This is a genomic window from Paeniclostridium hominis, assembly GCF_014306135.1.
In the GTDB taxonomy this organism is placed as follows: Bacteria; Bacillota; Clostridia; order Peptostreptococcales; family Peptostreptococcaceae; genus Paraclostridium; species Paraclostridium hominis.
Window position 1 is genome coordinate 732279 of sequence record NZ_JACRWD010000001.1, and the last position, 25028, is coordinate 757306.

28 protein-coding genes are annotated in these 25028 nt (G+C 23.9%); 19 read left to right on the forward strand and 9 right to left on the reverse strand.

Going from position 1 to position 25028, the window contains the following annotated elements; genetic code table 11:
• Positions 1-5 precede the first annotated feature (5 nt).
• From H8891_RS03510 to H8891_RS03535, 6 genes are all read left to right on the forward strand, one after another.
• Positions 6-1136, forward strand: coding sequence for a hypothetical protein (locus tag H8891_RS03510; protein ID WP_187005207.1), 1131 nt, complete (start codon positions 6-8; stop codon positions 1134-1136).
• A gap of 321 nt (positions 1137-1457) precedes the next feature.
• Positions 1458-2033 carry a TVP38/TMEM64 family protein gene (locus H8891_RS03515; RefSeq protein WP_147544958.1) on the forward strand — a complete coding sequence of 192 codons (576 nt, stop codon included), beginning with the start codon at positions 1458-1460 and terminating at the stop codon, positions 2031-2033.
• Positions 2034-2127: 94 nt separating this feature from the next.
• Positions 2128-2982 carry a DUF4438 domain-containing protein gene (locus tag H8891_RS03520; protein WP_187005208.1) on the forward strand — a complete coding sequence of 285 codons (855 nt, stop codon included), beginning with the start codon at positions 2128-2130 and terminating at the stop codon, positions 2980-2982.
• A 143-nt stretch (positions 2983-3125) separates the two neighbouring features.
• On the forward strand, positions 3126-3611 hold the full coding sequence (gene tpx / locus H8891_RS03525; RefSeq protein WP_187005209.1) for a thiol peroxidase: 486 nt from the start codon (positions 3126-3128) through the stop codon (positions 3609-3611).
• A 256-nt stretch (positions 3612-3867) separates the two neighbouring features.
• Positions 3868-4746 carry a kinase gene (locus tag H8891_RS03530; RefSeq protein ID WP_187005210.1) on the forward strand — a complete coding sequence of 293 codons (879 nt, stop codon included), beginning with the start codon at positions 3868-3870 and terminating at the stop codon, positions 4744-4746.
• A 108-nt stretch (positions 4747-4854) separates the two neighbouring features.
• Complete coding sequence (locus tag H8891_RS03535) at positions 4855-5829, forward strand: DUF2804 family protein (RefSeq protein ID WP_187005211.1); 975 nt, start codon at positions 4855-4857, stop codon at positions 5827-5829.
• Positions 5830-5896: 67 nt separating this feature from the next.
• Here H8891_RS03535 and H8891_RS03540 read toward each other — a convergent pair whose 3' ends face one another.
• Both H8891_RS03540 and H8891_RS03545 read right to left on the reverse strand, forming a co-directional pair.
• The gene (locus H8891_RS03540) at positions 5897-6961 is read right to left on the reverse strand and encodes a 4Fe-4S dicluster domain-containing protein (protein ID WP_187005212.1); all 1065 of its coding nucleotides are present in this window, start codon (positions 6959-6961) and stop codon (positions 5897-5899) included.
• A 224-nt stretch (positions 6962-7185) separates the two neighbouring features.
• The gene (locus tag H8891_RS03545) at positions 7186-8223 is read right to left on the reverse strand and encodes an ABC transporter substrate-binding protein (RefSeq protein WP_187005213.1); all 1038 of its coding nucleotides are present in this window, start codon (positions 8221-8223) and stop codon (positions 7186-7188) included.
• 195 nt (positions 8224-8418) lie between these two features.
• On the opposite strand from H8891_RS03545, the gene H8891_RS03550 reads away from it, so the two are divergent.
• Complete coding sequence (locus tag H8891_RS03550) at positions 8419-9231, forward strand: nitroreductase family protein (RefSeq protein WP_187005214.1); 813 nt, start codon at positions 8419-8421, stop codon at positions 9229-9231.
• Positions 9232-9369: 138 nt separating this feature from the next.
• Here H8891_RS03550 and H8891_RS03555 read toward each other — a convergent pair whose 3' ends face one another.
• On the reverse strand, positions 9370-10173 hold the full coding sequence (locus H8891_RS03555) for an ABC transporter permease subunit (protein WP_187005215.1): 804 nt from the start codon (positions 10171-10173) through the stop codon (positions 9370-9372).
• Positions 10160-10912, reverse strand: coding sequence for an ABC transporter ATP-binding protein (locus tag H8891_RS03560; protein WP_187005216.1), 753 nt, complete (start codon positions 10910-10912; stop codon positions 10160-10162). The genes H8891_RS03555 and H8891_RS03560 overlap by 14 nt, the downstream gene beginning before the upstream one ends.
• Positions 10913-11077: 165 nt before the next feature.
• On the opposite strand from H8891_RS03560, the gene H8891_RS03565 reads away from it, so the two are divergent.
• On the forward strand, positions 11078-12016 hold the full coding sequence (locus tag H8891_RS03565) for an amidohydrolase family protein (protein ID WP_187005217.1): 939 nt from the start codon (positions 11078-11080) through the stop codon (positions 12014-12016).
• A gap of 69 nt (positions 12017-12085) precedes the next feature.
• On the opposite strand, the gene H8891_RS03570 is transcribed toward H8891_RS03565, so the two are convergent.
• A complete protein-coding gene (locus tag H8891_RS03570; RefSeq protein WP_187005218.1) occupies positions 12086-12739 on the reverse strand; it encodes a nitrite/sulfite reductase domain-containing protein in 654 nt (217 codons plus the stop codon).
• 107 nt (positions 12740-12846) lie between these two features.
• On the opposite strand from H8891_RS03570, the gene H8891_RS03575 reads away from it, so the two are divergent.
• The 3 genes from H8891_RS03575 (at position 12847) to H8891_RS03585 (ending at position 16894) form a co-directional block, all read left to right on the forward strand.
• Positions 12847-13266, forward strand: a complete 420-nt coding sequence (locus H8891_RS03575) for a MarR family winged helix-turn-helix transcriptional regulator (protein ID WP_243207754.1) — start codon at positions 12847-12849, stop codon at positions 13264-13266.
• A gap of 79 nt (positions 13267-13345) precedes the next feature.
• Entirely contained in the window at positions 13346-13741 is a 396-nt protein-coding gene (locus H8891_RS03580) for an HsmA family protein (RefSeq protein ID WP_147544934.1), read from the forward strand.
• 153 nt (positions 13742-13894) lie between these two features.
• Positions 13895-16894, forward strand: a complete 3000-nt coding sequence (locus tag H8891_RS03585) for a helicase C-terminal domain-containing protein (protein WP_187005219.1) — start codon at positions 13895-13897, stop codon at positions 16892-16894.
• 87 nt (positions 16895-16981) lie between these two features.
• On the opposite strand, the gene H8891_RS03590 is transcribed toward H8891_RS03585, so the two are convergent.
• On the reverse strand, positions 16982-17722 hold the full coding sequence (locus H8891_RS03590; protein ID WP_187005220.1) for a tyrosine-protein phosphatase: 741 nt from the start codon (positions 17720-17722) through the stop codon (positions 16982-16984).
• A 179-nt stretch (positions 17723-17901) separates the two neighbouring features.
• Between H8891_RS03590 and H8891_RS03595 the strand changes: the two genes are divergently transcribed.
• From H8891_RS03595 to H8891_RS03615, 5 genes are all read left to right on the forward strand, one after another.
• Positions 17902-18267 (forward strand): ArsR/SmtB family transcription factor, encoded by a 366-nt coding sequence (locus tag H8891_RS03595; RefSeq protein WP_187005221.1) that lies wholly within the window; start codon positions 17902-17904, stop codon positions 18265-18267.
• Positions 18268-18269: 2 nt separating this feature from the next.
• The gene (locus tag H8891_RS03600; RefSeq protein WP_187005222.1) at positions 18270-18641 is read left to right on the forward strand and encodes a NifB/NifX family molybdenum-iron cluster-binding protein; all 372 of its coding nucleotides are present in this window, start codon (positions 18270-18272) and stop codon (positions 18639-18641) included.
• Between the two features lie 289 nt (positions 18642-18930).
• A complete protein-coding gene (locus H8891_RS03605; RefSeq protein WP_187005223.1) occupies positions 18931-19539 on the forward strand; it encodes a DUF975 family protein in 609 nt (202 codons plus the stop codon).
• Positions 19540-19645: 106 nt separating this feature from the next.
• Entirely contained in the window at positions 19646-20200 is a 555-nt protein-coding gene (locus H8891_RS03610) for a hypothetical protein (RefSeq protein ID WP_187005224.1), read from the forward strand.
• A 14-nt stretch (positions 20201-20214) separates the two neighbouring features.
• On the forward strand, positions 20215-20463 hold the full coding sequence (locus H8891_RS03615) for a hypothetical protein (RefSeq protein ID WP_147544919.1): 249 nt from the start codon (positions 20215-20217) through the stop codon (positions 20461-20463).
• A gap of 329 nt (positions 20464-20792) precedes the next feature.
• On the opposite strand, the gene H8891_RS15675 is transcribed toward H8891_RS03615, so the two are convergent.
• Complete coding sequence (locus tag H8891_RS15675) at positions 20793-21260, reverse strand: staygreen family protein (protein WP_195365940.1); 468 nt, start codon at positions 21258-21260, stop codon at positions 20793-20795.
• A 113-nt stretch (positions 21261-21373) separates the two neighbouring features.
• Between H8891_RS15675 and H8891_RS03625 the strand changes: the two genes are divergently transcribed.
• Both H8891_RS03625 and H8891_RS03630 read left to right on the forward strand, forming a co-directional pair.
• Positions 21374-22336, forward strand: coding sequence for a SpoIVB peptidase S55 domain-containing protein (locus tag H8891_RS03625; RefSeq protein WP_147544915.1), 963 nt, complete (start codon positions 21374-21376; stop codon positions 22334-22336).
• Positions 22337-22338: 2 nt separating this feature from the next.
• Positions 22339-23496, forward strand: a complete 1158-nt coding sequence (locus H8891_RS03630) for a lipase family protein (protein WP_187005226.1) — start codon at positions 22339-22341, stop codon at positions 23494-23496.
• A 35-nt stretch (positions 23497-23531) separates the two neighbouring features.
• Here the strand turns inward: H8891_RS03630 and H8891_RS03635 are convergent, their stop codons facing one another.
• Both H8891_RS03635 and H8891_RS03640 read right to left on the reverse strand, forming a co-directional pair.
• On the reverse strand, positions 23532-23828 hold the full coding sequence (locus H8891_RS03635; RefSeq protein WP_187005227.1) for a hypothetical protein: 297 nt from the start codon (positions 23826-23828) through the stop codon (positions 23532-23534).
• Positions 23829-23906: 78 nt separating this feature from the next.
• Complete coding sequence (locus H8891_RS03640; RefSeq protein WP_187005228.1) at positions 23907-24155, reverse strand: hypothetical protein; 249 nt, start codon at positions 24153-24155, stop codon at positions 23907-23909.
• Between the two features lie 408 nt (positions 24156-24563).
• Here H8891_RS03640 and H8891_RS03645 point away from each other — a divergent pair, with 408 nt between their 5' ends.
• Positions 24564-25013: a helicase C-terminal domain-containing protein gene (locus H8891_RS03645; protein WP_187005229.1), complete on the forward strand. Its 450-nt coding sequence runs from the start codon at positions 24564-24566 to the stop codon at positions 25011-25013.
• The last annotated feature ends 15 nt before the right edge of the window (positions 25014-25028 follow it).

Consider the following 25028-nt stretch of genomic DNA (forward strand, 5'->3'; position numbering starts at 1 on the left):
ATGTAATGCTAAAAAATGTAAAGCAAGATATAAAGAATATAACACTTTTACTTTTTATTGTAGGAATTCTTTCGCTTATTATATATATGAGTGTATACTCAAACAAAGAATACACTAAAAATGTAAACTTAGATATAGAAACGTATAATTACAAAAAAAGTAAAGATATAAATAAAAATGAAACTATAAAATTAAAATCTGTAATACCTGTAAAAGATTATATTTTAGATATGAAGTTTGATGGAGATAATTTAGTAGCAATAAGTGATCATATATCAAATGATAAAAGAGGTATCAATGTATATAATATAGATATAGCTGATAAAAGTATTACAAATTTATATACTTTAAATGGTAATGGTTTTGCTATGTATAATAGTGGAAGTATATCACCTTCGAGGGAAATAATAGTTTATGATACTGTTGATAGTAAAAAACCAGATAAATTAAATAGTGTTATATATAACATAGAAGATGGTAGTAGAGTAACTTTAGATTATTATTTTAATTTATTAGGATGGATGCCAGATAGTAGTGGTTTTTATGGATATAAAAAAGATAAATTATTTTTATATAACATAGATGAACAAAAAATTACTAAAAAATTTGATTTGAAAAATTATGGATATATAGATAAAATTGCTTTTTCACAAGATGGAACAAAATTATATACATTAAGCATACCTAAAGATGAAATATGTATATATGATTTAAATAGTAAGCTAATTAAAAAGATAAAATCCATAAAATTTATATATGATTTTGAGGTTATCGATGATGAACATTTAATAGTTGAGACTATTAATTCATCAGATAAGAGTTTGCTTTTATATAATTTAAAAGATAATACTAAAAAAACAATTAGTGGTATACATCTAGATGAAATGTACTTAAGTAAAGATAAACGTAAGTTAATAACAGTTTATTATACTGGAAATAATGAGAGTACTATAGATATTTATGATATAAATTTTTATAATGGTTCTATAGATTTTTACAAATTAGGAAGTATACCTATGATTAGAGGAATTCCATATGTAGACATGAATGATAAAAATAAATTAGCATATTTTATACCAGGAACTAATTATAATGAAAGTGAAATATATATTTATGATATAGTAAATAAAAAGTGACAACTCAATTGAGTTGTCACTTTTTATTTATCTATTTTAGATGTAACTTATTTTTATTCTAGATACTTAAAATATAGTTTGGTTTAATTATGTGATTGACTTAAAATAAAATTTATATCATATTCATTATAATAACTTTATTCAAGTATATTTAAAAAAGCAAATAAGCTTAAACATATTAAATAAATTTAATTAGTATAGTTACATTACAATTATGTAATATATATTGATATAAAAAAGTATTAGGAGTAAAATGATATTAACTTATAACTTAACTTAAGTAAAATTTAAAATTTGCTTACAACTTAAGGAGATTGTGGTATGGAACATATAGAAGCATTATTTACATTAGCTAGAGACAATTACATATTAGTATTTATAATAGGCACTTTTGCAAGTTTTCTAGAAAGCTTTATACCAGCTCTTCCTCTTATGGGGATTGTTGTTGCAAATAGCATGATGTTAGGATGGGGATTTGGGCTTTTAGCATCTACTATAGGATCTTGCGGAGGAACTTATCTGCTTTTCTTATTATCAAATAAGTGCGGACATTTTAAACTGTTTAAAAAGATAGAAAATAATAAAACTGATAAAGTTATAAAATGGGTAAAAGAACAAGGATTTGCTACTTTGTTTATTGCTTATTCTTGCCCATTTATACCAGGATGTTTAGTCACTATAGCTTGTGGTATATCAGGTAAAGATGCTACAAGTTTTGTACCTGCAATGACAAGTGGAAGAATAGTAATGTTTTTAGTTGCTAGTTATATTGGAAATGATTTAATAGGATTTATCCATAGTCCTATGAAAATTATATTTGTGTCATTATTAGTATTAACTTCTTTTTTAGTAGGAAGAAAAATAAACTCTAAAATTGAAACTAAACATAATAATTAGCATAAATTAAAGACCGTTTAATAATATATTATTAGACGGTCTTTAATTTATATAATAAAAATATTGATTACGAAAAACATAAGGGGGATTTTACATGATACAAACTAATAAAGATAAGGTTGTTAAATGGTCAGTACAAGGCAAGATACATCATCCATTAGCATCAAGTTATAAAGTAACTCACGAGGGAAAGCCAGTTATACTTCCATCAACAGGTGGGATATCATATAATGTTAAAGTAGGAGATTGTGTATATGGATTAGCTGGAGATCATATAGAACCAGGGGTATCTATAAGAAATGAGGATAATAGAGAGAGTAATGCGTTGATGACTTTTTCATGTATAGGAAATGAAGCAAAAGTTGTTAGTGGAGATGCTAAAGGTGCTAAGGGATATGTTACAGGAATGCATGGGGGTATAGAACATGTACTTGTTCATTTTGATGATGAAACAATAGAAAATTTAGCTATAGATGATAAGATAATGATAAAGGCATATGGACAAGGGTTAAAATTAGAGGGATATGATGATATACATGTAATGAGTATAGATCCTAATTTATTTGAGAAAATAGGTATATATGAAAAAAATGGTAAGATACAAGTTCCAGTTGTTGCTAAAATACCACCATATTTAATGGGTTCAGGTATAGGATCAAGTAATGCATATACTGGTGATTATGATATAATGACAGCTGATTTTGAGGAAATTAAAAGGCTCGGTCTTGATAAGTTAAGATTTGGAGATATAGTATTACTTGAAGATTGTGATAATACATATGGAAGAGGATATTTAAAAGGTGCTGTTAGTATAGGCATTATAGTTCACAGTGATTGTGTAACATTAGGTCATGGACCTGGAGTTACTACTATTATGGTTAGTAAAACTTCTTTAATAGAAGGAGTTATAGATGAGAATGCAAATATAGTTAATTATATTGAAAAATAAGTTAGTAATAGATAATTATTAAAGTTTAGTGAAACTATGTATGGGTATAAAAATAGTATAATATTTTATGCCCTTTTTATTTTGCATAAAATATTAAATAAAGATAAAAAATAAAGTTGAAAAATACTTAGGAGGATATAAATATGAAAGTTACATTTCAAGGAGCACCATTAACATTAGAAGGAACACAAGTTAAAGTAGGAGATTTAGCACCAGATTTTACTGTAGTAGGAAATGATTTAAACCCTATAAAATTTAGTGATATAAAAGGGAAAAAAATATTAGTTGCAGTTCCATCAATAGATACACCAGTATGTGATATGGAAGTTAGAAAATTTAATCAAGAAGCATCTAAATTAAATGATGTTAAGGTTTACACTATATCAATGGATTTACCATTTGCGCAAGCTAGATGGTGTGGAAATGCAGGTATAGAAAATGTAGTAACTGCATCGGATTATAAAGATAGAGAATTTTCTAAAGCTTATGGGTTATATATAAAAGAATTAGGTCTTGTTTCAAGAGCTGTTATAGTTGTAGATGAGAATAATAAGGTTATATATGTAGAATACTTAGACGAAATAACTAATGAGCCTAATTATGAAAAAGCATTAGAAGCTGTAAAATAATTAAATAAAAAAAGGATGTGCTGATATCTAGATATTAAGCACATCCTTTTTTTATTCTTTTATTTATTAAGTACTTTATTTTATAAATATCAATAAAAAGTCTAAAGTTGATAATTATAGTATGCTGTGCAAATGAAAAAATGTTTAAAATTTATAAAAAAATAGCATAAGTTTAAATATTAAGAAGGAAAAATAGTATAGTTTATCAAAGTATATATAATCTTAGTTTTAATGATATAAAATAGGAGGGGTCTCTTTGGTTGAAGAATTTGATATAAATGGAGCTATAATAAGATTTCCTGAGGAAAATGTAAGGTACAATAATATTAGAAAGGAATTTTTAACTCAAGCAGACATATATAAAAATCAATTTAAAAAAGAATTTTCAAAAAACTACATATCAAAAGATATAAATGAAATAGGACTTAATTTAGGAAAGGAATATATAAGAAATTGTATAAAAAAAGGTGTTGAGATAGTAGTAAATTACGGGATTATAACAATTGATGTACATCTTTTCACACAAAATTATTGCCTAAAATATTTAAATTACTCTGAGGTATTTAAAAATCTATCAAAAGACTATTCATATCAAAATAAAAATAAAAAAATTAGTTTAGCTCAAAAATCTATTGAAAATAAAAAGAGAATAATAGAATTAGCAGATTGTATTTATAAAAATTGCTTTAATATTCACTATGCAGTAGTAGATGCTCTTTTAGATAATGGAGTAGATATCGTTTCAAGTTATATAAAAGAAGAAAATGTAGTTAAAGCAAATGCACTTTTTAATAATTATAAAGATGGATTTATAGATAAAACTAATGAGTGCTATGTTATAAACCAAATAATAACTTTAAACCCATATAGACAGGATATATATGAATTTTTTATAAAAGAAGATGGAGATTTTAATAAAGAAATAGATAGATTAGCGAATTTCTTAGGATATGATCTTAAAAGATATAAAGAATCTTTAATGGATAAGTATGTAAATGATATAGGACAAAATTTAAGTTATGAAGTTGATTTAGAAAAGGAAAAAATAGAAAAGTATGCAAAATATATTGGCTGTGATAAAAAAGATGTATATGCTACTAGAATTGAAGCCTTATATATGTATAAAGATGCATAGTTTATTAAGACCTATAATAGGTCTTTTTTTATTTAAAAATTTGTAACAAATTATATAAATTAATAATATATTAATTTAATAATTATATTTATATAAAGGGGGAATTTTGTGGATCAAGTAAAAGATAGCAGGGCTATATGTAATAATAAAGGATTTGTAAATGGGTATGCTGTAGGATGGAACAACATACCATTTAAAGATTGTACAATAAATACAAGTTTTTTTAAAAAGAAATCTTGGAATCACTATATGTGGATGAATAATGAATTTATATTTAACTTTGCTATAGTTGATGTAGGTTATGCAGCTATAATATATTCAGATTTTTATGAAATAAATGGGAAAAAAAGAGTAAATATAATTTGTAGATATCTATTTAATAAATCTATTATGATAGATGATAGAATTAATTCATATGCATATTATAAAGGTAAACATAAATTTATAAATGTTTTAAGAAACTCCAATAATTTAAGTATAGATTTTAAATGGGATAATATAGATATTACAGCTAGTATATATTTAGATTATGAATCACTAAATGTACTTATTCCATGGGATTATAATTATTTTCATTATACATCAAAACATATGAATCTAAAGACTCATGGAATATTGAGAATAGGTAGTAATATGTATGACTTAAATAAATCTACTTGCTTTATAGATTATGGAAGAGGAATTTGGAAGCGAACGTGCGAATGGGACTGGCTAATTAGTGGATTTGTAGATGATAATAATGACTATATATCTGTAAATTTAGGAGCTAAGTATACAGATGGAACAGGATTAAATGAAAATTCTATAAAAATAAATGATAGAATTTATAAATTAAAGAGTGATGTTAAATTTTATTATAATAAAGAAAATCAAGTTATAAATATAAAATCTTTAAAAAGTGATGAAGTTAATTTAGAATTTAAACCCATATTAAATCATACAAAAGTTAACAATATTATAATTTTTAAATCTAAATTAAAACAAATTATAGGGTATATTAATGGACACATAAAGCATAAAAATAAAAAAGTAGATTTTAAAAATACAATAGGGTGGTGTGAAAATCATTTTGCAAAGTGGTGAAGATATAAAAGAATTAATTTATATAGCCGTCAAATAATATTTGAATATATTATTTAGACGGCTAAGCTTATCTCATCCAAGAAGGATTACCTGGTATAAATGGGCGTTTGCCAAATTTTTTATTATATTCTTTAAGAACTTCAGTTATTAAAGGTAGATTATTTTTAAAAGTGTCTACATTCTTTATAGAATCTAATTGTTGAGAAAAGGGACAAACTGCTATACATATTCCACAATCTGTACCTAAATATCTCCATTTTATATAACAAGATTCTGAATCTATAGTCCAATTATAGTTTCCATTAGATTTTTTTTCTATATCTTTAGATAAAGACATAGAAGGGCAATTATAAGCACATTTTTTACATACACTACAAAAATCATCTAAACCAAAGTCTATAGGATTGTCCTCTTTAAGGTCTAAAGTAGTAGTTACAACGCCTAATCTAATACACGATCCATAATCTTTAGTAGTAAGTATTGTATTTCTTCCAATACTCCCAAGTCCTGCATCTTTAGCAATTAAAACAGGCATTAAAAGATAATTAGAATCCATATGATTTCTAGCGTCATATCCTAAACTCCTTATGTAGTAGCTAAGTATCATACCTATAATAGAAGCATCTACATAAGCTTTACTAGTTTCAATAACTTCAGAAAGCATAGGCCCTCTATTTATCATGTCTTTATTCATAGGAACTGCAAATGCTATAGCATATTTATGATTTGGATTGATTTCTTCTCCATAATTTTCCTCATGTCTACCTCTATTAGTATAAAAATGATAATCCTTAAGTTTTGTAATACCTACTAAATTGGCACCATAATGATGAGCAAAACCTTTTATCCTTTTAGTTATTATATTTTTATCAACATTTATTTTAGTTTTATTAATTTCTCCTTCACAAAGATGTTTAATATCAGATAAAAATTCAAATGCCGAAGATGCCATAGGTGAATTAATTTCATTATATGTCATAGAGCCTTCACTACAAAGGTTTGGTCTAGATCTTATACTATCGTCGATTAGCTTTTTATCTGGATTTTTATTATAGTAATCTTCATATGATGATGTGCCTTTTTTATAATTAACTCTTGAAAATATAATATCCCTTTCATCTATCCTTTTCATAATAATTTCCCCCTTTTTTAATATTATAATAAATTTATACTTAAAATAAATTAAAAAAGGAAAAAGTTTATCTAAAATAGATAATCTTTTTCCTTTAAAGGTATCCGCCATATAATAAATCGGAGTAGTAATTATTATAGTAAGGTCGAATCCAATATATACTATATTATTAGTATATACTAAATTATATTAATTAAATACTAAATATGTTACTAAAAATTAATTTATTTTAAAGATTTTATACTTTCATTAGCAAAATCAGTATTTACTATCTTATTATAAGGAGCTCTTTTATCAAGTTCCTTAGCTTCTTCCATAACATCCATTAAAAGATTTAAACTACTTTCTTCAAGCAATGGAGTATGAGACCAAGCATCTATAGATTTATATCTTTCAATTACTGCTACTAAATCATCTTCATTAAAGTCTGTAAAAAATGGCTTTATAGCATTAGCTATATCTTGAGAAGAATTATTTTGAATCCAAAGTTGACCTTTATATACTGCATTTGTAAATCTTTGTATTAAATCTTTGTTATCTTTTATATAATCTACTGGTGCAGAATAAGCAGTATAAGGTATAAGCCCAGATTCTTCACCTATAGAAGCTACAACACTTCCTTTACCTTGTTTTTCAAGTTCTAGTGCTGTAGGTTCAAACAATGCAACATAGTCTCCTTCACCTCCAGCGAAAGCGCCACTTAAAACATTAAATTGTACATCAGTTCTTACGTTTACTTCTCCGTTTTTAGCGTTAGTACCTAAAACTAAACCATTTTTCTTTAGAACATATTCCAATGTCATTTCAGGAACTCCACCTTTTCTACCGCCTAAGATTTCTTTACCTTTTAAATCTTCAAAAGAGAATTTATCACTACCTTCACGAGCAACTAAAAAACTTCCATCTTTTTGAGTTAATTGAGCAAAATTTACAGCATAATTAGAATTACCTTTATTGTATACATAAATAGAAGCTTCAGGGCCCATAAGGCCTATATCAGCTTCACCAGAAAGTAGAGCTGCCATAGTTTTATCAGCTCCTTGAGTATTTATAAGGTCTATTTCTATTCCTTCATCTTCAAAAAAACCTTGAGTTATAGCTGCATATTGTGGAGCATAAAATATTGAATGGGTTACTTCTGCAACTGTTAGTTTAGTCAATTCTTTAGACTTATTATTTGATGTAGTACTGCTAGTACATCCAACCATAGCTAAAGAGAGGCCAGTAACTAAGGATATAAAAGCTGTTAATTTTTTAAACATTAAAACCACCCCTTAAAATTTAAAGATACTACATAATATTAAAATTTTAGTTAATTGGTGATATAAGTATTACAATTTAAATATTAACTAGAATTTAAGAAATAAGATAAATGTTATGAAAATGTTTACTTACATTTTTTATGGGTATAAAACTTATAAGATAAAGGTAAGTATATTTTATTAAGGGGTGATATTATGAATTATAAATATCTTATATCAAATAAAAGATCTGTAAGGGAATTTAAAAACCAAGAAATAAAAGAATCTGATTTTAAAATAATGAAAGAATATATACACAATTCTAAGAAGCTTTTACCAGAAATAAAGATTGATATTAAAGTATTTAGTAAAGATAAAGTATATCAAAAACTTAAAAAAATAGCAGGATATAATGGACATATGATAGAAGCGCCAAATTATATTATTATTTTATCAGAAGTAAATAGAGGTTATATAGAAAACTCAGGATACATAGGTGAAAATTTAATATTAAAAGCTAGAGATTTAGGAATAGACTCATGTTGGGTTACATTTGAAGACAGTAATTGTATAAAAGAAAAACTTGAAATTGTATCGGATAAAGATGTTACAGCAATTATAGCTTTAGGTTATGGAGAAGCTGTAAAATCTAAATCATCTAATACAGATTCATATAGATTAGGTGTAGATAAAATAGTATATCTTGATGAATGGGGAAAAGATGCAAGTATAGAAATATTAGAGGAAAGAGGATTGTTAGATGCATTTAGTTTTGCTAGAATGGCACCTTCTACATTAAATAGACAACCATGGAGATTTATAATTGATGGAGGGATGGTAATTCTTGCAGTTAGAAAAGATGAGTTTGCAAATGAATATGAAGGCAAAATTGATGTTGGTATAGTTATGTTATATTTTGGAGTAATAATTGACACTACTATGTTTGACTTAAAATGGACTCTTGGAAATGTAAATAAAGATTATAAAATACCAAATGACTATGAGATAGTAGGGTATTGTAATATATAATAAACTTTTTTGTAGATTATAAAATTAAAAATAATATAACTGAGCTCAAATTTATTAATAATATTTAGTGTCAAACTAAAGAAAATAAATAAAGAACTCAGTTATATTATGAATATTAAAGCAAATAGATATTAAATATTATCTTCTGATTCTATAAATTTTTTCGATTATATTTAATATTTGATACATAACTAGAGCACATAAAGCTAAAACTATTACTCCCATCATCACTAAATCTAATTTAAATACTTGACCACCATAAACTATCAAGTATCCAAGTCCATATCTAGATACTAAAAACTCTCCTACTATAACTCCAACCCAAGCCATACCTATGTTTATTTTAGTAAGATTTATTAAATTACCTATATTTGAAGGAAATATTAATTTAGTTAGTATTTGAAATTTTGTAGCGCCGAAGCTTCTAAGCATTTTAACTTTTTCCTCATCTACGCTTATAAAGTAGTTATATGCAGATAATATAGTTACAACCACAGATATAGTAATAGCTATAACTATAATGCCATTTACTCCAGCTCCAGCCCATACTATTAAGATAGGAGCTAATGCAGTTTTAGGAAGTGCATTTAATACTACTAAAAATGGGTCTAATACTTTAGAAAGTCTTTCTGACCACCAAAGTAAAATGGCTACTAGTATTCCAAGTACTGTACCTATTATTAAACCTACTATAGTTTCATAACTAGATATTAGTACGTGTTTAAATAGTTCTCCATTTTGAATATATTTAATAAATAAGTTATATATATCGCTTGGCTTACTAAATAAAAATACATCTATTATATTTAATCTAGCAAGAATTTCCCATATAGCTATAAACCCTGCTAGTAACAGTAATTGAGATAAGAAAATTAGTTGTTTTTCTTTTTTTATGGAATTTAAATATTCGCTGTGGCTTTTGGAGATGTTATTTTGTTTCACTTGAATCAATCTCCTTCCATAAGATGTTAAAGTAGTCCTTAAAATTCTCAGCACTACGAGAAACTATAGGAGTTCTTTTTTCTGTTATTTTTAAATTTATGTCATATATATTTTTAACAGTTGCAGGGCGTTTTGAAAGTACGGCAATTTTATCTGACATTGAAATAGCTTCTGATATATCATGTGTAACTAAAATAGTTGATTTATTTTCATTTTTAATTATTTTATATATATCATCACTAACTAAAATTCTTGTCTGATAATCAAGTGCAGAGAAAGGTTCATCAAGAAGTAATATGTCTGGATTTACAGCCAAAGTACGAATTAATGCAACACGTTGTCTCATTCCTCCAGAAAGCTCCTTTGGATACATATTTCTAAAATCCCATAGACCATAAGTTTTTAATAAATTTTCAATTTTAGATATAGCTTGAGGTGTTTTTTGATGTTGAATTTCAAGGCCTATAGTTATATTATCCATAATATTTCTCCATTCTAGTAAATGGTCCCTTTGAAACATATATCCAATGTTTCCTTTTATATTTACTTCACCTGAAGTAGGTTCTAATAGTTTTGTAAGTATGTTTAAAATAGTAGACTTACCACTTCCAGATGGTCCAAGTATTGTCAATATTTCACCCTCATTTAAAGAAAAATTAATGTTTTTTAAGACTTCTACCTCACCCTCTTTATTGTAGAAATTTTTGGTAAGATTTTTTACATCTACTATTGGTTGCATGATGCCACCCCCTATGATTTAACTAGCATATTTTATAATATTAAAATTTGCGAGAATTTGTACCACTAAGTTTTTTATATTTTTTATTAATATCAACATGTTTTTTACTAGAGAAATATTGTATGGTATAATGAAAAAATATATGTAAATGAGAGGAAGATATAAATGGAAAACAGCAAAAAATTTAAAGAATACCTAATGAATAAAGATATAGATGGATTAAAGACTATACCTAAAGGTGAACTACATAATCATGGTGGATTAGGAATGAGATTTAAAAATATATATAAATATACTAATGGGAAAATAAAAAGTCCATCTAAAGATATGTATGGAATAAAAGGATTAGATGACTTTATATTTAATGAGTATATAAATCATATAAAAACTAAAGATGATTTTTTATGGACGATAGAAGAAACAGTAAAAAACGCTATTGAAGATGGAGTAAGTTTGTTAGAAGCTAGTATAGATTGTCATGATGTACTTAGATTTGAAGATAGTAAAGAATTTTTTAGTAGTATAAAAAATATAGTTGAAAAATATAAAGAAAATATAGATTTTAGACCTGAAATAGGAATAGCAAAGAGTATAACTGATGAAAATTTAGAAAATATAATACCAGCACTTATAGATAGTAATATATTTAAGTCAATGGATTTATATGGAGATGAAGAACTAATTGGATTTGAAAGATATAAAAAGTATTATGAATATGGAAAAAGCAAGGGCCTTAAGTTAAAAGCTCATGCAGGTGAATTTTTAGGATCTAGTAATGTTAAAGATGCTATAAATACTTTAAATTTAGATGAACTTCAACATGGATTTAGAGCAATTGAAGATGACTATGTATTAGATATGATAAAAGATAGAAATATAAGACTTAATATATGTCCAACTAGTAATATATACTTAAAAGCTATAGATGATATAAAAAATCATCCTATAAAAAAATTATTTGATAAAGGGATAAATATAAGCATAAATACTGATGATTTAATAGTATTTGATTCTAGTGTTAGCGAAGAATATTTAATGCTTTTTTCAAACAAGATTTTTACAGAAGAAGAATTAGATATTATTAGAAGAAACTCTTTAAAGTAGATAAAATTTTAAAAAAAATACTGTATACAAATTCTAATTATAAAAATTAGAATTAATACAGTATTTTTATTATCTAACACAAGTTTCTATAAATGAATCTAAACCTATTCTATCTATAAAATCTCTTAACTTTTCTTTGTTATTAGCATTAGTTTTATAATATGTAATAGCAGTTTTAAGTATTAAGATTGTTTGATTTTCATTTAATCCAGAAGCAATAGTATATCCTGCTTTAGGGTTAGTACCAGCACGTCCACCCATAGTTATAAAAAATTTACCATCTTTATCTACTACTATACCAATATCTTTAGTATAAGCACTATTACATGAATTTTTACAACTAGATATACCTATTTTAGTTTTTGCAGGTAGCTCCATTTTATAAAATTTTTTTACTAATTTCATATAGATACCTATAGTTGGATATTTAGACATTCTACAAAAGTTAGAAGTACATAATGTTATATTAGTTAATAAAGATTTACTCTTAGGAACTAAATCAAGTTGTAGTTCTTTTGAGATTTCTTTTAAACAATCTTCTTTCAAATTAATAATTGAAATTTTTTGATTGGATCCTAATTTTAAAACTCCACCATATTTTTTTGCTATTTCACCAATATGTATTATAGTATCAGGAGAAATAAACGGTGAAGATAAATTTGGAGTTAAAGTAAATCTTTTTTTGTCAGTTAAAGTTTTTTGAGTCTTAATGTAATTTTCCATATTTAAAATCCTCTACTTATTTTTAATAACTTATTATAACATTATTTACAATATATAGCTAAAGGTATTTAATATAATTTATAAGAAAAATAAATATGGAGGCAGTTATGATAGATTCATTTAAAATATTAATGTTAATAAGAGAGATACATTCAAAATCTATTAATAAAATAGAATCAAGTTTATTAGGAAGTGGACTTACACATCAACAAATAATAGTGTTAAAGTTTGTTGCACACAATAAAAAAATTAATATAAGCCAATTATGCAAGGAAATGTATTTATCAAAAGGAACGGTATCAGGGATTGTAAATAGGCTTGAACAAGCAGGATATATAAAAAAAATTAAATATGAATCTGATAAGAGAAATACATATATAGAATTTTCAGAAAAAGGATTAAAGTTTGCAAAAGATTTTAGACTAAAAATAGAATCAGCCTTTGAAAATTTATTTGATAATTTAACTGAAGAAGAAAAAGAAGATATTGTTAAGTCTTTAATATTAATAAAAGAAAAAATAAAATAATTGTTTCACAATTTATTGAAGTGGGTATATAATGATTAAATAAAAATAGTTTGCGTACAAACTAAAAGGAGGAGACAACATGAGTTTAAAATTAGTATTAGCTATAACTGCTATAACACTAGCTTTAGTATTTTATACAGTAGGTGTATTTAGTGAAAGAAAGGCTAAAGTATTAAAGAAAAATCATGTAATAATATTTTATTTAGGTTTAATATGTGATACAACAGGAACTTTTCTTATGAGACAAATAGCTAAATCAGGAACTATAGCTATTTCATCAACTGCTCAAACAATACATGGTATAACAGGAACAATTGCTATTTTACTTATGTTATTTCATGCTGTATGGGCTACATGGGTACTTTATAAAGATGACAAAGAAAAACAAAAAGTATTTCATAAATTCAGTATATTTGTATGGTGTATTTGGTTAATACCATATATAATAGGTGCTATGATAGGTATGATGCACTAAGTATATATTAATTTATAATAGTTAAAAATCCATTTTCAACTGTTTTGAATTCAAGATAGTTAAAAGTGGATTTTTTTAGTTTAAAATTTAGGATACTTTTAGTAAACTATTTAAAGTGATATAATTAGTTTACTAAAAAACAGGAGGATGTAAATGAAAAGCATATTAAAAGATGTAATTTATTTAAATTTAATAACAACTGGATTTAATCCCAATTCCTCTGAAATAATAGAAATAGCAGCTATAAAAGTAACTGATGGTAAAATATCAAAATTTAGTACTTTAATAAAGCCATTTGAAGAAGTTTCTGCTAGTGTATTTGGTATGTGCAAAAACTTAAAAATGGAAGAGTTAGATAAATCGCCAACTATATATCAAATAAAAAATAAATTGATAGAATTTATAGAAGATTACCCTATAATTTTTTATGATTTGAATTTTCAAAAAATTTTTATGGAAAAATATATATTCACAGGCAATAATTATAAAAATGAATTATTAGACTCTATGCAATTAGCCATGATTTTAGAGCCATATCATAAAGATTATAGTATAAACTATCTTTTAGAAAATATAACTAAGTTAAACAAGGTCAAACAAAATAGGGCATTATATGATTGTATATTAAACATTAATATAATAAATTCATTACTTTTAAGGTTATTTAAAAATGAAGAATCAAGATTAGACAAATTATATTTTAATTTAGATCAATACTTTCAAACTGCAAACTTACCTAAATGGGAATGGAGTAAGTATTTAAAAGAAATAGATAATGAAAAGGAATATGGAGAATATGTAAATTATGAAATTAAATATAGCAATAATTCTAACAAACATAATTTTAATTTATCAAATTATAAAAATTCATATGAAAATTTATTAAAAATAAGTGAATTATGGACATCATCTAATAACTTTAGTTATATATTTAGACCGAAACAATATGAATTTACAAAGTTTATAAAAGAGGTATTTCAAGGTGAAAATAACTCACCTAAAATAGGATGTATAGAAGCTCCAACAGGAATTGGAAAAAGCGTTGGATACTTAATACCTGCTATCATGGAATCTTTTTATAATGATAAAAAAATAGTAATATCAACAGATACTAAAAATCTTCAGATGCAACTTATAAATAAAGATATACCAACAGTTTTAAAATCTTTAAATTTATATGATAAAATAAACTATGGTTGTATGAAAGGTAAAAATAATTATTTATGTAATAAAAGGTTATATGAATATAAAAAAGATAAAATATTTAAAACTAAAAATGAGCTATTACAGTTTATATATATTGAAAGACTTATACAAAGTGGTGAGTACGGAGATATAGAAGAAATACCTAAAAATGTAAAAGAAGTATTTAAAGATATAAATGATTTGATAATTGATTTAAGATGTGAATCTGATATATGTTATCCAGAAAAGTGTATAGAAAAGTGTTTTTATAAAAATCGTATAAAAGAACTTCCAAAAGAACATATAACAGTTATCAATCATTCCTTGCTTGCTAAGTGGCCATATAAAGAACAAAAACAGCTAGAATACTTAATAATAGATGAAGGTCATAATTTAATGGAAAAAAGTTATGATTTTTTTACATTAGAATCTAATAGTATACAATTAGAAAAACTCGTAGATGAATTATATCCTCACGATGATATAAACTATAAAAATATTAGTACAATGGATAAGTTTTATATAAGTGTTTCAGGAAAATTGCAGTTAGATATAAACATAAGAAAAAAACTTCAAGAAAAAATATTTTTTGTTAAAAAAAGTATAAATAATATATTGTATGAATGTAGTAAAACTCTTAAAAATGACTTATATGATCATTCTTGGGAAATAAATAGACAAAAAGCACCACTTAAATATATTGAGTTAAAAAATAAATTAGATATAAAAAGTTTTATAAGACAGGAACTTAAAAATATAATTATTAATTTAAAAAAAATACTAAAAAATTTAAATTATATAATAGATCAATGTGAAAAAGAAGGAGAAGATGATACTTATTTATTTAATACAATAAAAGCTAAATCAACAGATATAGATAGCACAATAACTACTATTGAAAACTTCATAGAAGAAGATTTAGATAATTATTGTAGAATAATAGATATAAATTATGAATATAAGTATTTTAATGTAAGAGTTATTCCTATTGATATAGCTGAAATGTTTGAAAGTATGTTTTTAAGTACGGTAAACACTGTTATATTTTTATCTGCAACCTTAAATATAAATAATAATATGAATAATTTTAAAAACATATTAGGTTTAAATAAACATAAAACTATGGATAGAACAATAGAATCTATATATGATTATGAAAGTAAAACTAAAATATTAGCTATGGATAAATTTCCTAAGTATAATGCTTTAAATGATGAATTTATAAATCAAACAGCAGATTTAATAGAAAAAATATGTATAAATAGCAATGGACATGTACTAGCTTTGTTTACTAGTAAAAATAGATTAGATAAGGTCTATGATAAACTAATTCATAAATTAAACATAAATAATATAGAGCTTTTTAAAGATAAAACTTCTATCAATAAATTAAGAGATTTAAGTAAAAAATGTGTAGTATTAGCATCTAAAAGTTGTTTTGAGGGGGTTGATATACAAGGAGAAGGATTAACTTGTGTAATATTAGATAAACTTCCAAATAAAAGTATTGATGATCCATTATATTCATCCATAAGAAATTTTAAAAAATTATCTTATGAAGATGTTAATTATCCTCAATTAAGTATAAAAGCAAAACAAGCCTATGGAAGGTTAATAAGAAGTAAATATGATTATGGATATTTTATAATACTTGATGTGGGTAGCAATAATTCAACGATAAATAAACTTCAAAGGGATTTACATAATATCAAAATACAAAGAGTTGATAAAGATTATGTAATTAAAAATATAAATAAAGATTTTAAGTCTTGGAAAATGGAAACTTTAAAGGAAATATTAAGAGATATTAAGTGTGATATATATAGTCCTTTAAAAGTTATATATAAAAACAATAAAGAAATGAATAGAATTGATTATGTAAATGAAGAAATAGCTAAAAGAAATATTTCTCTATTTATTAAAGATGTTGATATTAAGAATAAAAAAATTAAAATTACTTATAATTAGATAAATTTATAAATATAAAGAACTTGTGTTTAGCATAAAGTATTTTAAGCTAAATACAGGTTCTTTATTTATTTTATTAAAATTTTTTTAACATAAATACTTATCTCTTAAATTTTTTAAATCATTTTGTGTTAAATTAAATTCTTTATATAAGTAATTTTCTATAGTTTCATAATCATCAGTAATTCTTCTGAAAACTTCATTTATATATTCTTCATTTACTCCAAATATATATTTTAATTTTTCTTTTGGAATACTTTGTAATTCTGGTCTTGCAGTCATTATTTCACTTATACCTTCACTTGATGATTGATTACTTTTTAGATAATCTTTAATTATTTCTTCTTTTGAAACTCCTAGTATCATTAAAATTATTGCACATCCTACACCTGTTCTATCTTTACCTGCTGTACAGTGAGTAAGAATTGGCAAGTTAGATTCGTCTTGTATAAGTTCTACTAATTTTTTATAAGATTTATTATTAACTGGCAAGTTATAGTATGTTTCTTTTAACATATTAAAAGCTTCATTATTATCAAACATTTTTGATATCATATCCTCAACTGATCCAAATTTAACTTCATTTGGATTTGGAGTAAGAATAGCTGGAACTCTTATATATTTTATATTTTCTACTACTTGAGATGGGCTAGCTAAGCTTTCTGCATCATCTCTATAATCAAATACTACCTTTATTTTTAAATCTTTTAGCATTTGTATATCTTCTTTACTTAAATTAGATAAATTACCAGATCTAAAAAATAATCCTTTTTTTACAAATCTTCCATCAGATGATTTACATCCACCAAAGTCTCTAAAATTTAACAAAACTAACACTCCTTTTTATTATGTCATATATGTTAAAATATACCACAAAATGTTAAATTTAATCATATTAGTTTTGATATAAAGTCTAAAAAAGTTAATAAATTTAAAAGATACCTTGAAAAAATTACTTAAGAGTATTATAATCTAATTAAGTAATTACTTAATCAAAAGAGGTAAATATGAATAAATTAGCTAAAGTATTTAAAGCACTAAGTGATGAAACAAGACTTAAAGTTCTTTTATTAGTTTCAAAGCGAGATATATGCCAAAAAGGAATATCTAAGTATTTGGGAATAACTGATTCATCAGTTTCACAACATATAAAAATTTTAAAAGAAGCTGAGATAATAACTGGATATAAAGAAGGATATTATGTATTTTATCATGTAAACAAAAATGTATTTGATGATTGTATAGCTTTCTTTAATTCAATAGAAAATATTAATAGTAATATTTTAGAAATTTCAAATATAAATTTAATAAGCACAGATTGTACAAAAAATTGTAAATCAATTAAAAAATGTTGTAAAAGAAGGGAGATTTAAGAATGAAAGTTTGTATACCAGTAGAAGTAAATGAAGGATTAAAAAGTAAACCATTTGGACATTTTGGATCAGCTCCTATGTTTTTAGTTTATGATTTAGAAAGTAAAGAGTTATCTCAAATAAGCAATGGTGATTTAGGACATGAACATGGTAAGTGTCAACCTATAAGGGCATTATCAGGTAATGTTGTTGATGCTGTTATAGTAGGAGGTATAGGACAAGGTGCTATATCTAAGTTAAACTCTATGGGAATAAAAGTATATAAAGCTCAAGCTGATACTATTGAAGAAAATATAGATTTATTTAATGAAAATAAATTAAATGAATTTCCAAGTAATCACACTTGCTCACACGACGGTTGCGGACATCATTAAATTTAAATAAAAATATATTAAATAAACAAAAATAGGTCTATTGTAGGCCTATTTTTGTTTATTTAAATTAATTAAGGGGTAAATAGAAAATAAAATAAACAATTTAAATATATAACTATAGAAAATTAAGTATACTATGTATTTCATAAGCAATAATAAATATAATCTATATCTTTATAAAAAAATATGTATAGTAATAATAAAATTAATTTACATAAATATCATTAGGTATAAAATTATGTTATTATAGATTTATAAAAATAGTATACAGTAAAAACGGAGGCATGTTATGGTTTCAAGACTAGAACTAAAAACAAGAGCTAAAAGCCAGTTAAAAAATAATTGGATATTAGCTATAATAACATTTGTTTGTTATTCTCTTATATTACAATTAGTAAACGTTGAATTTACTAAATCTGTAGAAGTATCAAATTTTGGTATTGCTTTAAATATATTAGGAATATTACTTTATGGGCCTGTACAGATTGGTATATGCAGATTTTCTTTAAATTTAAGTAAAGGCGATTCAAGTGCAAAATTTAAAGATTTATTTTCTGGATTTGATGTGTTTTTAAAATCATTACTTATGAATTTAATAATAATGATATGTATTAGTATAGGTATGATATTATTTATAATACCAGGTATTATATTAATTTTTATGTTTTCACAAGCAAATTACATATTAGCTGAAAATCCAGAAAAATCATCTATAGAATGTTTAAAAGAAAGTATCAGGATGATGAAAGGATATAAATTTGAATATTTTGTATTGTACTTAAGTTTTGTAGGATGGTTTATATTATCTATTTTAACATTTGGTATAGGATTTTTATGGCTTGTTCCATATTATCAAATAACAGCAACTAATTTCTATTTAGAATTAAAAAATAACTAATACATATTAATAAAAAGATGATTGTATACACAATCATCTTTTTATTGTAATTAAATAAAATAAATGATATATTTTATTTAAAAACTAAAATAAAAGAGGATTTTGTATGTATTTACCAAATAAAATCACAAATGTATTAGCCAAAATAGAGAAATCTTATGAAGTTAAGTACACTAATGGTAAGATAACATCTATATATATAAATGAAAAGGATATAAAAATAGAAGCCTCTAGTAAAGGCTACTGCTTAAATTTAAAGGGAGGACCTATATTTTTAAATGATATTAAGTCTTTAGAGCCTTTGCTTATAAAAATGGGTGTTATAAAAGCTAAAAAAGTAAAAAATAAAGAAGTAAAAAATATAAAAGATAATTTAGTAGAACTATTTTCAAAAAAGAAAAATACATTTTCTGTAGAATATATAAATTCTAAAGTAATATCTATAAAGATATATAATCCTAATTTAAGTATTAAAAAAACTGGAGTAGGATATGCTATGATTGTTAATAATGAAAGTATATCTATAGACAGTGTAAATTCTTTAAAAAAATTACTTATAAAGATGAATTTAATAGAAAAAGAAAAAAGTACTAATAAAAAGTCAAAAGATAATATTTTATTTGAACAACTTACCATGAATTTAGATGAAATACAAAAATAAAAGGAGGAAGTATTATGGGATGTCCTAATTGTAGATGCAATAAAAATAAAATAAGTGAAGAAGAATATAATGAGCTTAAAGAGTATTTACAAGAAGAAATTAAAGATTATAAAGTTATTGATTATATAAACTCAGATAATAAAGGTGATAGATTTGTAGAAGTTGAATTTGAAGACTATATATTGGAATTAGAAAATATAGATACTGAAGATTTGACTTTAGATAAAGTAATTGACAATATTATTAAAAACAACATGGTATAAATAAACTTTTATATTAAAAGTGGCTTCACTAAAAATGAAGCCACTTTTTGTATCTAACAAAATTTTAAATTAATAAACTGTAGCTAGATACTAATATCAAAACAAGAAAAATTAAACAAATTGTTTTTGATATTATAGATAAACTTATAGAAAATACAAATTTCAATTTACGAGGTAATATGGAAAAGACTATGAATATTAACAGTCAAATTAAACAAAATGAAGTTAGCATAGAATTAGCCTACCTATTGATGTGACATTATATTTTCTATTAAGTTGTAAGATTATTATAACCTTTAGTTTATAATATAAACCTAAAAAATCACTTTTTATAAATTTTTAATATAATCACTCACTAAACCATAGTATTCAGAAGAATTAAACATAAAATATGAAGAAAAGAATTTAACAATTATACTACTGTTTAAAAGATATTTATTTTCTTGTAAAAAAATTTTATCCGTATATAGTATATATTCAATTGCTAATCTTAAATTTTGTTTAGACATATTATATTTCTGTTTTATTTCATATGGATTATAACCTTTTATATAAATATAAAAACATAAATTATATTTATTTTTGCCAACTAAAATCCACTCACCCAAAATTTCATTTCTTAAGTCGAAATCAACTTTTTTATAATTATAAAAATTACCTATATCTAATTGTAAAAGATTAGTATCTGTATTATAAGTAAGTGTATATTTTCTATTATTTAAAATACTTTTTTTAGAATTAGGATAAATAAAGTTTACTTTTAGATTATTAGGCGAAAATATAATAAAAATCACCACCTATATTTAGTAAATAATAAAATATATTCCTAATTAGATAAAAGTATAATAAAAAGTTCATATTTATATAAAAATAATATAAGAATTTAAAATGGTTTAAGAAAGGATAAGCTATGAGACAATTTAAAAAACTAATATCATTAACAGCTATAGCTATACTTTTATCAACAAATTTAGGTTTTGCGCAAAGTAAAGCAGAAAAATTAATGCCATCTGCAGATGTAGTTTTTGTAAACCTTAATTTAAAATATCCTATAGTTCAGATGGTTTTGAACAAAGATACTGATTTTAAAGAAGAAGATATAATTTTATCTGCAATTTCAATTAACAAAAAACTTAGATATAATTTAAATGATTTAACAGATTTATACAAATCAGAAAATGAAAAAGTGTTAGTAAGATTTATAAGAGATAAAAAAGAATATTCACAAATTTTTACAAGTAAAGATTTTAGAGGAATATATTTAAGTTTTACTCAACAATTTTATGGGACTATAACAGCAGTTAAAGAAGATGGTTCTTTTGTAGGACTTAGTCATAATATAAAAGGATCAGAAGTTGCTGATAGCACTCAAGTATTTGAAACAACATATGTACATTCTATAAAAGCTACACTTTTTAATTCTGGAGGATTAAAGCCACATATAAAAGAAAATGAAGATGGGAAGTTAAATTATATAGGAGATATAGGTAAATATAGTGATTATGGAGTAGAAGGTAAGTTAAAAGAAAATAAATTTGAAGATAAGAAATCTATGGATATAGCTAAGCCTAAAAAAGGAATTGCATATATATATTGTAAATCTCCAATTACTAATGAAAAAAAATTACATCAAATAGAAATATTAAAAACATATGAAGATGGGGCAAAAATAAAAGTAAAAGATAAAGAGCTTAAAGAATATAGAGGTGGAGTAATTGGAGGAATGAGTGGTTCACCTGTTATACAAGATGGAAAATTAATTGGAGGAGTTAGATCAAGTTTAATTTATAATCATAAGATAGGTTATATATCAAATATAGACTATATGCTAAACAATGAAAAAGATAAGAGTGAAAGTAATATAGATAAGTAGTTATGAAAATTTATAAATTATTTTTAATATTACCATTACTTTTTTTTACATTAGGGTTTAACAAATTAGATACTTTAAATTTATTAGATGAAAATAATCCAAAATGGCATATAGATAGTGATGAAGATGGTCTTCCAGATGCTTTTGAAGAAATATTAAAAACTGATAAATATAATAAAGATAGTGATAATGATAAATTAAGCGATGAAGAAGAGTTAAAAAGAGGTTCAAATCCTTTATATAAAGACTATAATAGAAGTTTAAAGTATGAATTGAGTAATGAGTATATAATTGATGACTTTAAATCAAATAAAAATATATATGTAAGTGAGTATATGTTATTTGAAAGTGCTGATCTTGCAAGTAAAATAATTGAAAAAAATCCTATAGGAAAAACTATAGGAGAGATTTTTAAAGATAAGTATAAATCTATAAAAGATTTTAAAGTAATTAGATATGAAAATGGAGAAAGAGGTTTTGGAGGAATAGCACTTAGATGTGGAAATTCTTTAATAGTTTCATATAAGCCAACTAGAAGCTATATGGATTGGATTGGAAACTTTACAACTCAATTTATGCCGCATCCGCAAAGAGATTATGCTATAGAATTTATAAAACCATTAGTAAATAATGATACAAAAGTATATATAAGTGGGCATTCTTTAGGTGGATTATTAGCTCAATATGCAACATATGATTTAGTTAATAAAGGTTATAAAAATGTAAAAACTGTTACTTTTAATTCGGCTAATACACTTAATCCAAAGCATATAAAAGGTAAATATGCACCACCTATTATAAAGAATAGTTTAATAAAAGATTATATAGTAGCATATATGAATTTAATACCTAAAAAAAATGAAGATTATATTATAGATGCATCATATATAACTAGCTTTTTAAATAAGAGTATAGAGTATAAAGGATTTGTGGATATAAATAATTATAGATTTAAAAAAAGTGATTTTAAAAATTATAATAATATAGTTAAAAATTATATAGTTTCTAATGACCCTTTGTATTTAATTATAAATGGAGGGTATCTAGGCAAAAATAAAATTAAAGAATTAGATATTGAAGATATAGATGTAGTGAAAGATAAAAATAAGTTAGGTAATTATCATAAATTAGAAAATTTTATAGATATGGTAAAAGATTAATTAAATTATTAAAAGAGTGTCAATTGACACTCTTTTTAATAATATTCATTAAAATCGCAATCTACATTAAACTCGTTTGGACTTAATAATCCTCCAAAAGATATATATATATTATTCATTTGAGATGCTAATCTTTTATTTATAACTATATTATATCCATCTACAACAAATAACTGGTCGTCATCTTTTAAATCGTCTAAAGCTAAATGAATTCTAGCATCAGACCAAAAACTTATTGTTCTTATAAATATTCTTATATATTTTTTATCTTCATTATTACATATCAATTTATTAAGTTCTTTTTTAGCAGAATCATATATTTGTATATTCATGTCAAATCTCCTTGGTCAAATTTATTTAATTATATAATAATAATTTAAAAAAGTAAATTTAACAAGGACTCTAAATTTTTAAGAAAGAGTTTGATTGTTTAAGCAATCATCACATACGAAACCTTCATTAGGGAAATAGTTTTTTTCATTATGAGGATGTGGATTAAGACAACGACAACATGTACTATGATAATATTTAGGCACATTATAGACCTCTATGCCAGGAACAGAATTGAATGTATCTAATGTTTTAGATGCTGTAAAATAATCTTCATATATATACTTAGCTTCTTCAATAGCCTTTCTTTTTAAATAGCTATTATTCATAAAAATACCTCCTATATAATTTTATACAATTAGTATTCCCATAAATAATAAATTGTATTTAGCAAAATATGGTAGTTAATAGAAATATAATTAATATTATTATATAATAATATATAGATAAATTTAAGAGAGCATAGTATTAATTAAGAACTTAAAAGCTTTAATTAAATTACAATTTTAATATATTAGTAAAGTATTAAAAAAAGTTAATATTTGCAAATAATATAAATACCACTTATAATAGACGATATGAAACTTGTGAGGATATAGTAGAATATATCAAGAAATGTGTTGAAAGTAAACATGGAAATTACATGGTATTTTTTTATAATATAATTATGTGGATTTAGTTTATAAAATGATGAGTAAAAAGTATCAACATATAAAATACAAGTTTAAACAAAAGACATGAGTAATGAAAGTAAGGAAATATTTTTAAGCAATTTCTCTCAAAATAATAAAAATACTCATGTAGGATTTTGTGTATTAGGAGGTCGCTTTTCAGAAGGAGTTGATCTTACTAATGACAAGTTACTAGGAGTTATAGTTATAGGTAGTGGAATGCCTCAAATAGGAGTTGATAGAGATATTATAAAAAAGCATTTTGATAGTAAGAGTCATAATGGATTTGATTATGCATATACTTATCCAGGGATAATAAAAGTATTGCAAGCTGTGCTCAGGTGTATAAGAACAAATAAAGATAAAGGTATTATAATGCTTATATATCATATATACTCTCAGAGCACATGTAAAAAGTTATTTACAAGTCAATGGTACCCAAATAAAATTGCTCGAAAAAGTAAAGATATAAGTAGTATATGTAAAAAAATTTGGGAGAATATAAAGGAAATTTAAATTTTGTATATAATA

Coding starts and splice junctions, on each gene's coding strand:
- H8891_RS03510 (WP_187005207.1), top strand. CDS start 6: ATGCTAAAAAATGTAAAGCAAGATATAAAGAATATAACACTTTTACTT.
- H8891_RS03515 (WP_147544958.1), top strand. CDS start 1,458: ATGGAACATATAGAAGCATTATTTACATTAGCTAGAGACAATTACATA.
- H8891_RS03520 (WP_187005208.1), top strand. CDS start 2,128: ATGATACAAACTAATAAAGATAAGGTTGTTAAATGGTCAGTACAAGGC.
- tpx (WP_187005209.1), top strand. CDS start 3,126: ATGAAAGTTACATTTCAAGGAGCACCATTAACATTAGAAGGAACACAA.
- H8891_RS03540 (WP_187005212.1), bottom strand. CDS start 6,961: ATGAAAAGGATAGATGAAAGGGATATTATATTTTCAAGAGTTAATTAT.
- H8891_RS03545 (WP_187005213.1), bottom strand. CDS start 8,223: ATGTTTAAAAAATTAACAGCTTTTATATCCTTAGTTACTGGCCTCTCT.
- H8891_RS03550 (WP_187005214.1), top strand. CDS start 8,419: ATGAATTATAAATATCTTATATCAAATAAAAGATCTGTAAGGGAATTT.
- H8891_RS03560 (WP_187005216.1), bottom strand. CDS start 10,912: ATGCAACCAATAGTAGATGTAAAAAATCTTACCAAAAATTTCTACAAT.
- H8891_RS03565 (WP_187005217.1), top strand. CDS start 11,078: ATGGAAAACAGCAAAAAATTTAAAGAATACCTAATGAATAAAGATATA.
- H8891_RS03570 (WP_187005218.1), bottom strand. CDS start 12,739: ATGGAAAATTACATTAAGACTCAAAAAACTTTAACTGACAAAAAAAGA.
- H8891_RS03575 (WP_243207754.1), top strand. CDS start 12,847: ATGATAGATTCATTTAAAATATTAATGTTAATAAGAGAGATACATTCA.
- H8891_RS03580 (WP_147544934.1), top strand. CDS start 13,346: ATGAGTTTAAAATTAGTATTAGCTATAACTGCTATAACACTAGCTTTA.
- H8891_RS03585 (WP_187005219.1), top strand. CDS start 13,895: ATGAAAAGCATATTAAAAGATGTAATTTATTTAAATTTAATAACAACT.
- H8891_RS03595 (WP_187005221.1), top strand. CDS start 17,902: ATGAATAAATTAGCTAAAGTATTTAAAGCACTAAGTGATGAAACAAGA.
- H8891_RS03600 (WP_187005222.1), top strand. CDS start 18,270: ATGAAAGTTTGTATACCAGTAGAAGTAAATGAAGGATTAAAAAGTAAA.
- H8891_RS03605 (WP_187005223.1), top strand. CDS start 18,931: ATGGTTTCAAGACTAGAACTAAAAACAAGAGCTAAAAGCCAGTTAAAA.
- H8891_RS03610 (WP_187005224.1), top strand. CDS start 19,646: ATGTATTTACCAAATAAAATCACAAATGTATTAGCCAAAATAGAGAAA.
- H8891_RS03615 (WP_147544919.1), top strand. CDS start 20,215: ATGGGATGTCCTAATTGTAGATGCAATAAAAATAAAATAAGTGAAGAA.
- H8891_RS03625 (WP_147544915.1), top strand. CDS start 21,374: ATGAGACAATTTAAAAAACTAATATCATTAACAGCTATAGCTATACTT.
- H8891_RS03630 (WP_187005226.1), top strand. CDS start 22,339: ATGAAAATTTATAAATTATTTTTAATATTACCATTACTTTTTTTTACA.
- H8891_RS03635 (WP_187005227.1), bottom strand. CDS start 23,828: ATGAATATACAAATATATGATTCTGCTAAAAAAGAACTTAATAAATTG.
- H8891_RS03640 (WP_187005228.1), bottom strand. CDS start 24,155: ATGAATAATAGCTATTTAAAAAGAAAGGCTATTGAAGAAGCTAAGTAT.
- H8891_RS03645 (WP_187005229.1), top strand. CDS start 24,564: ATGAGTAATGAAAGTAAGGAAATATTTTTAAGCAATTTCTCTCAAAAT.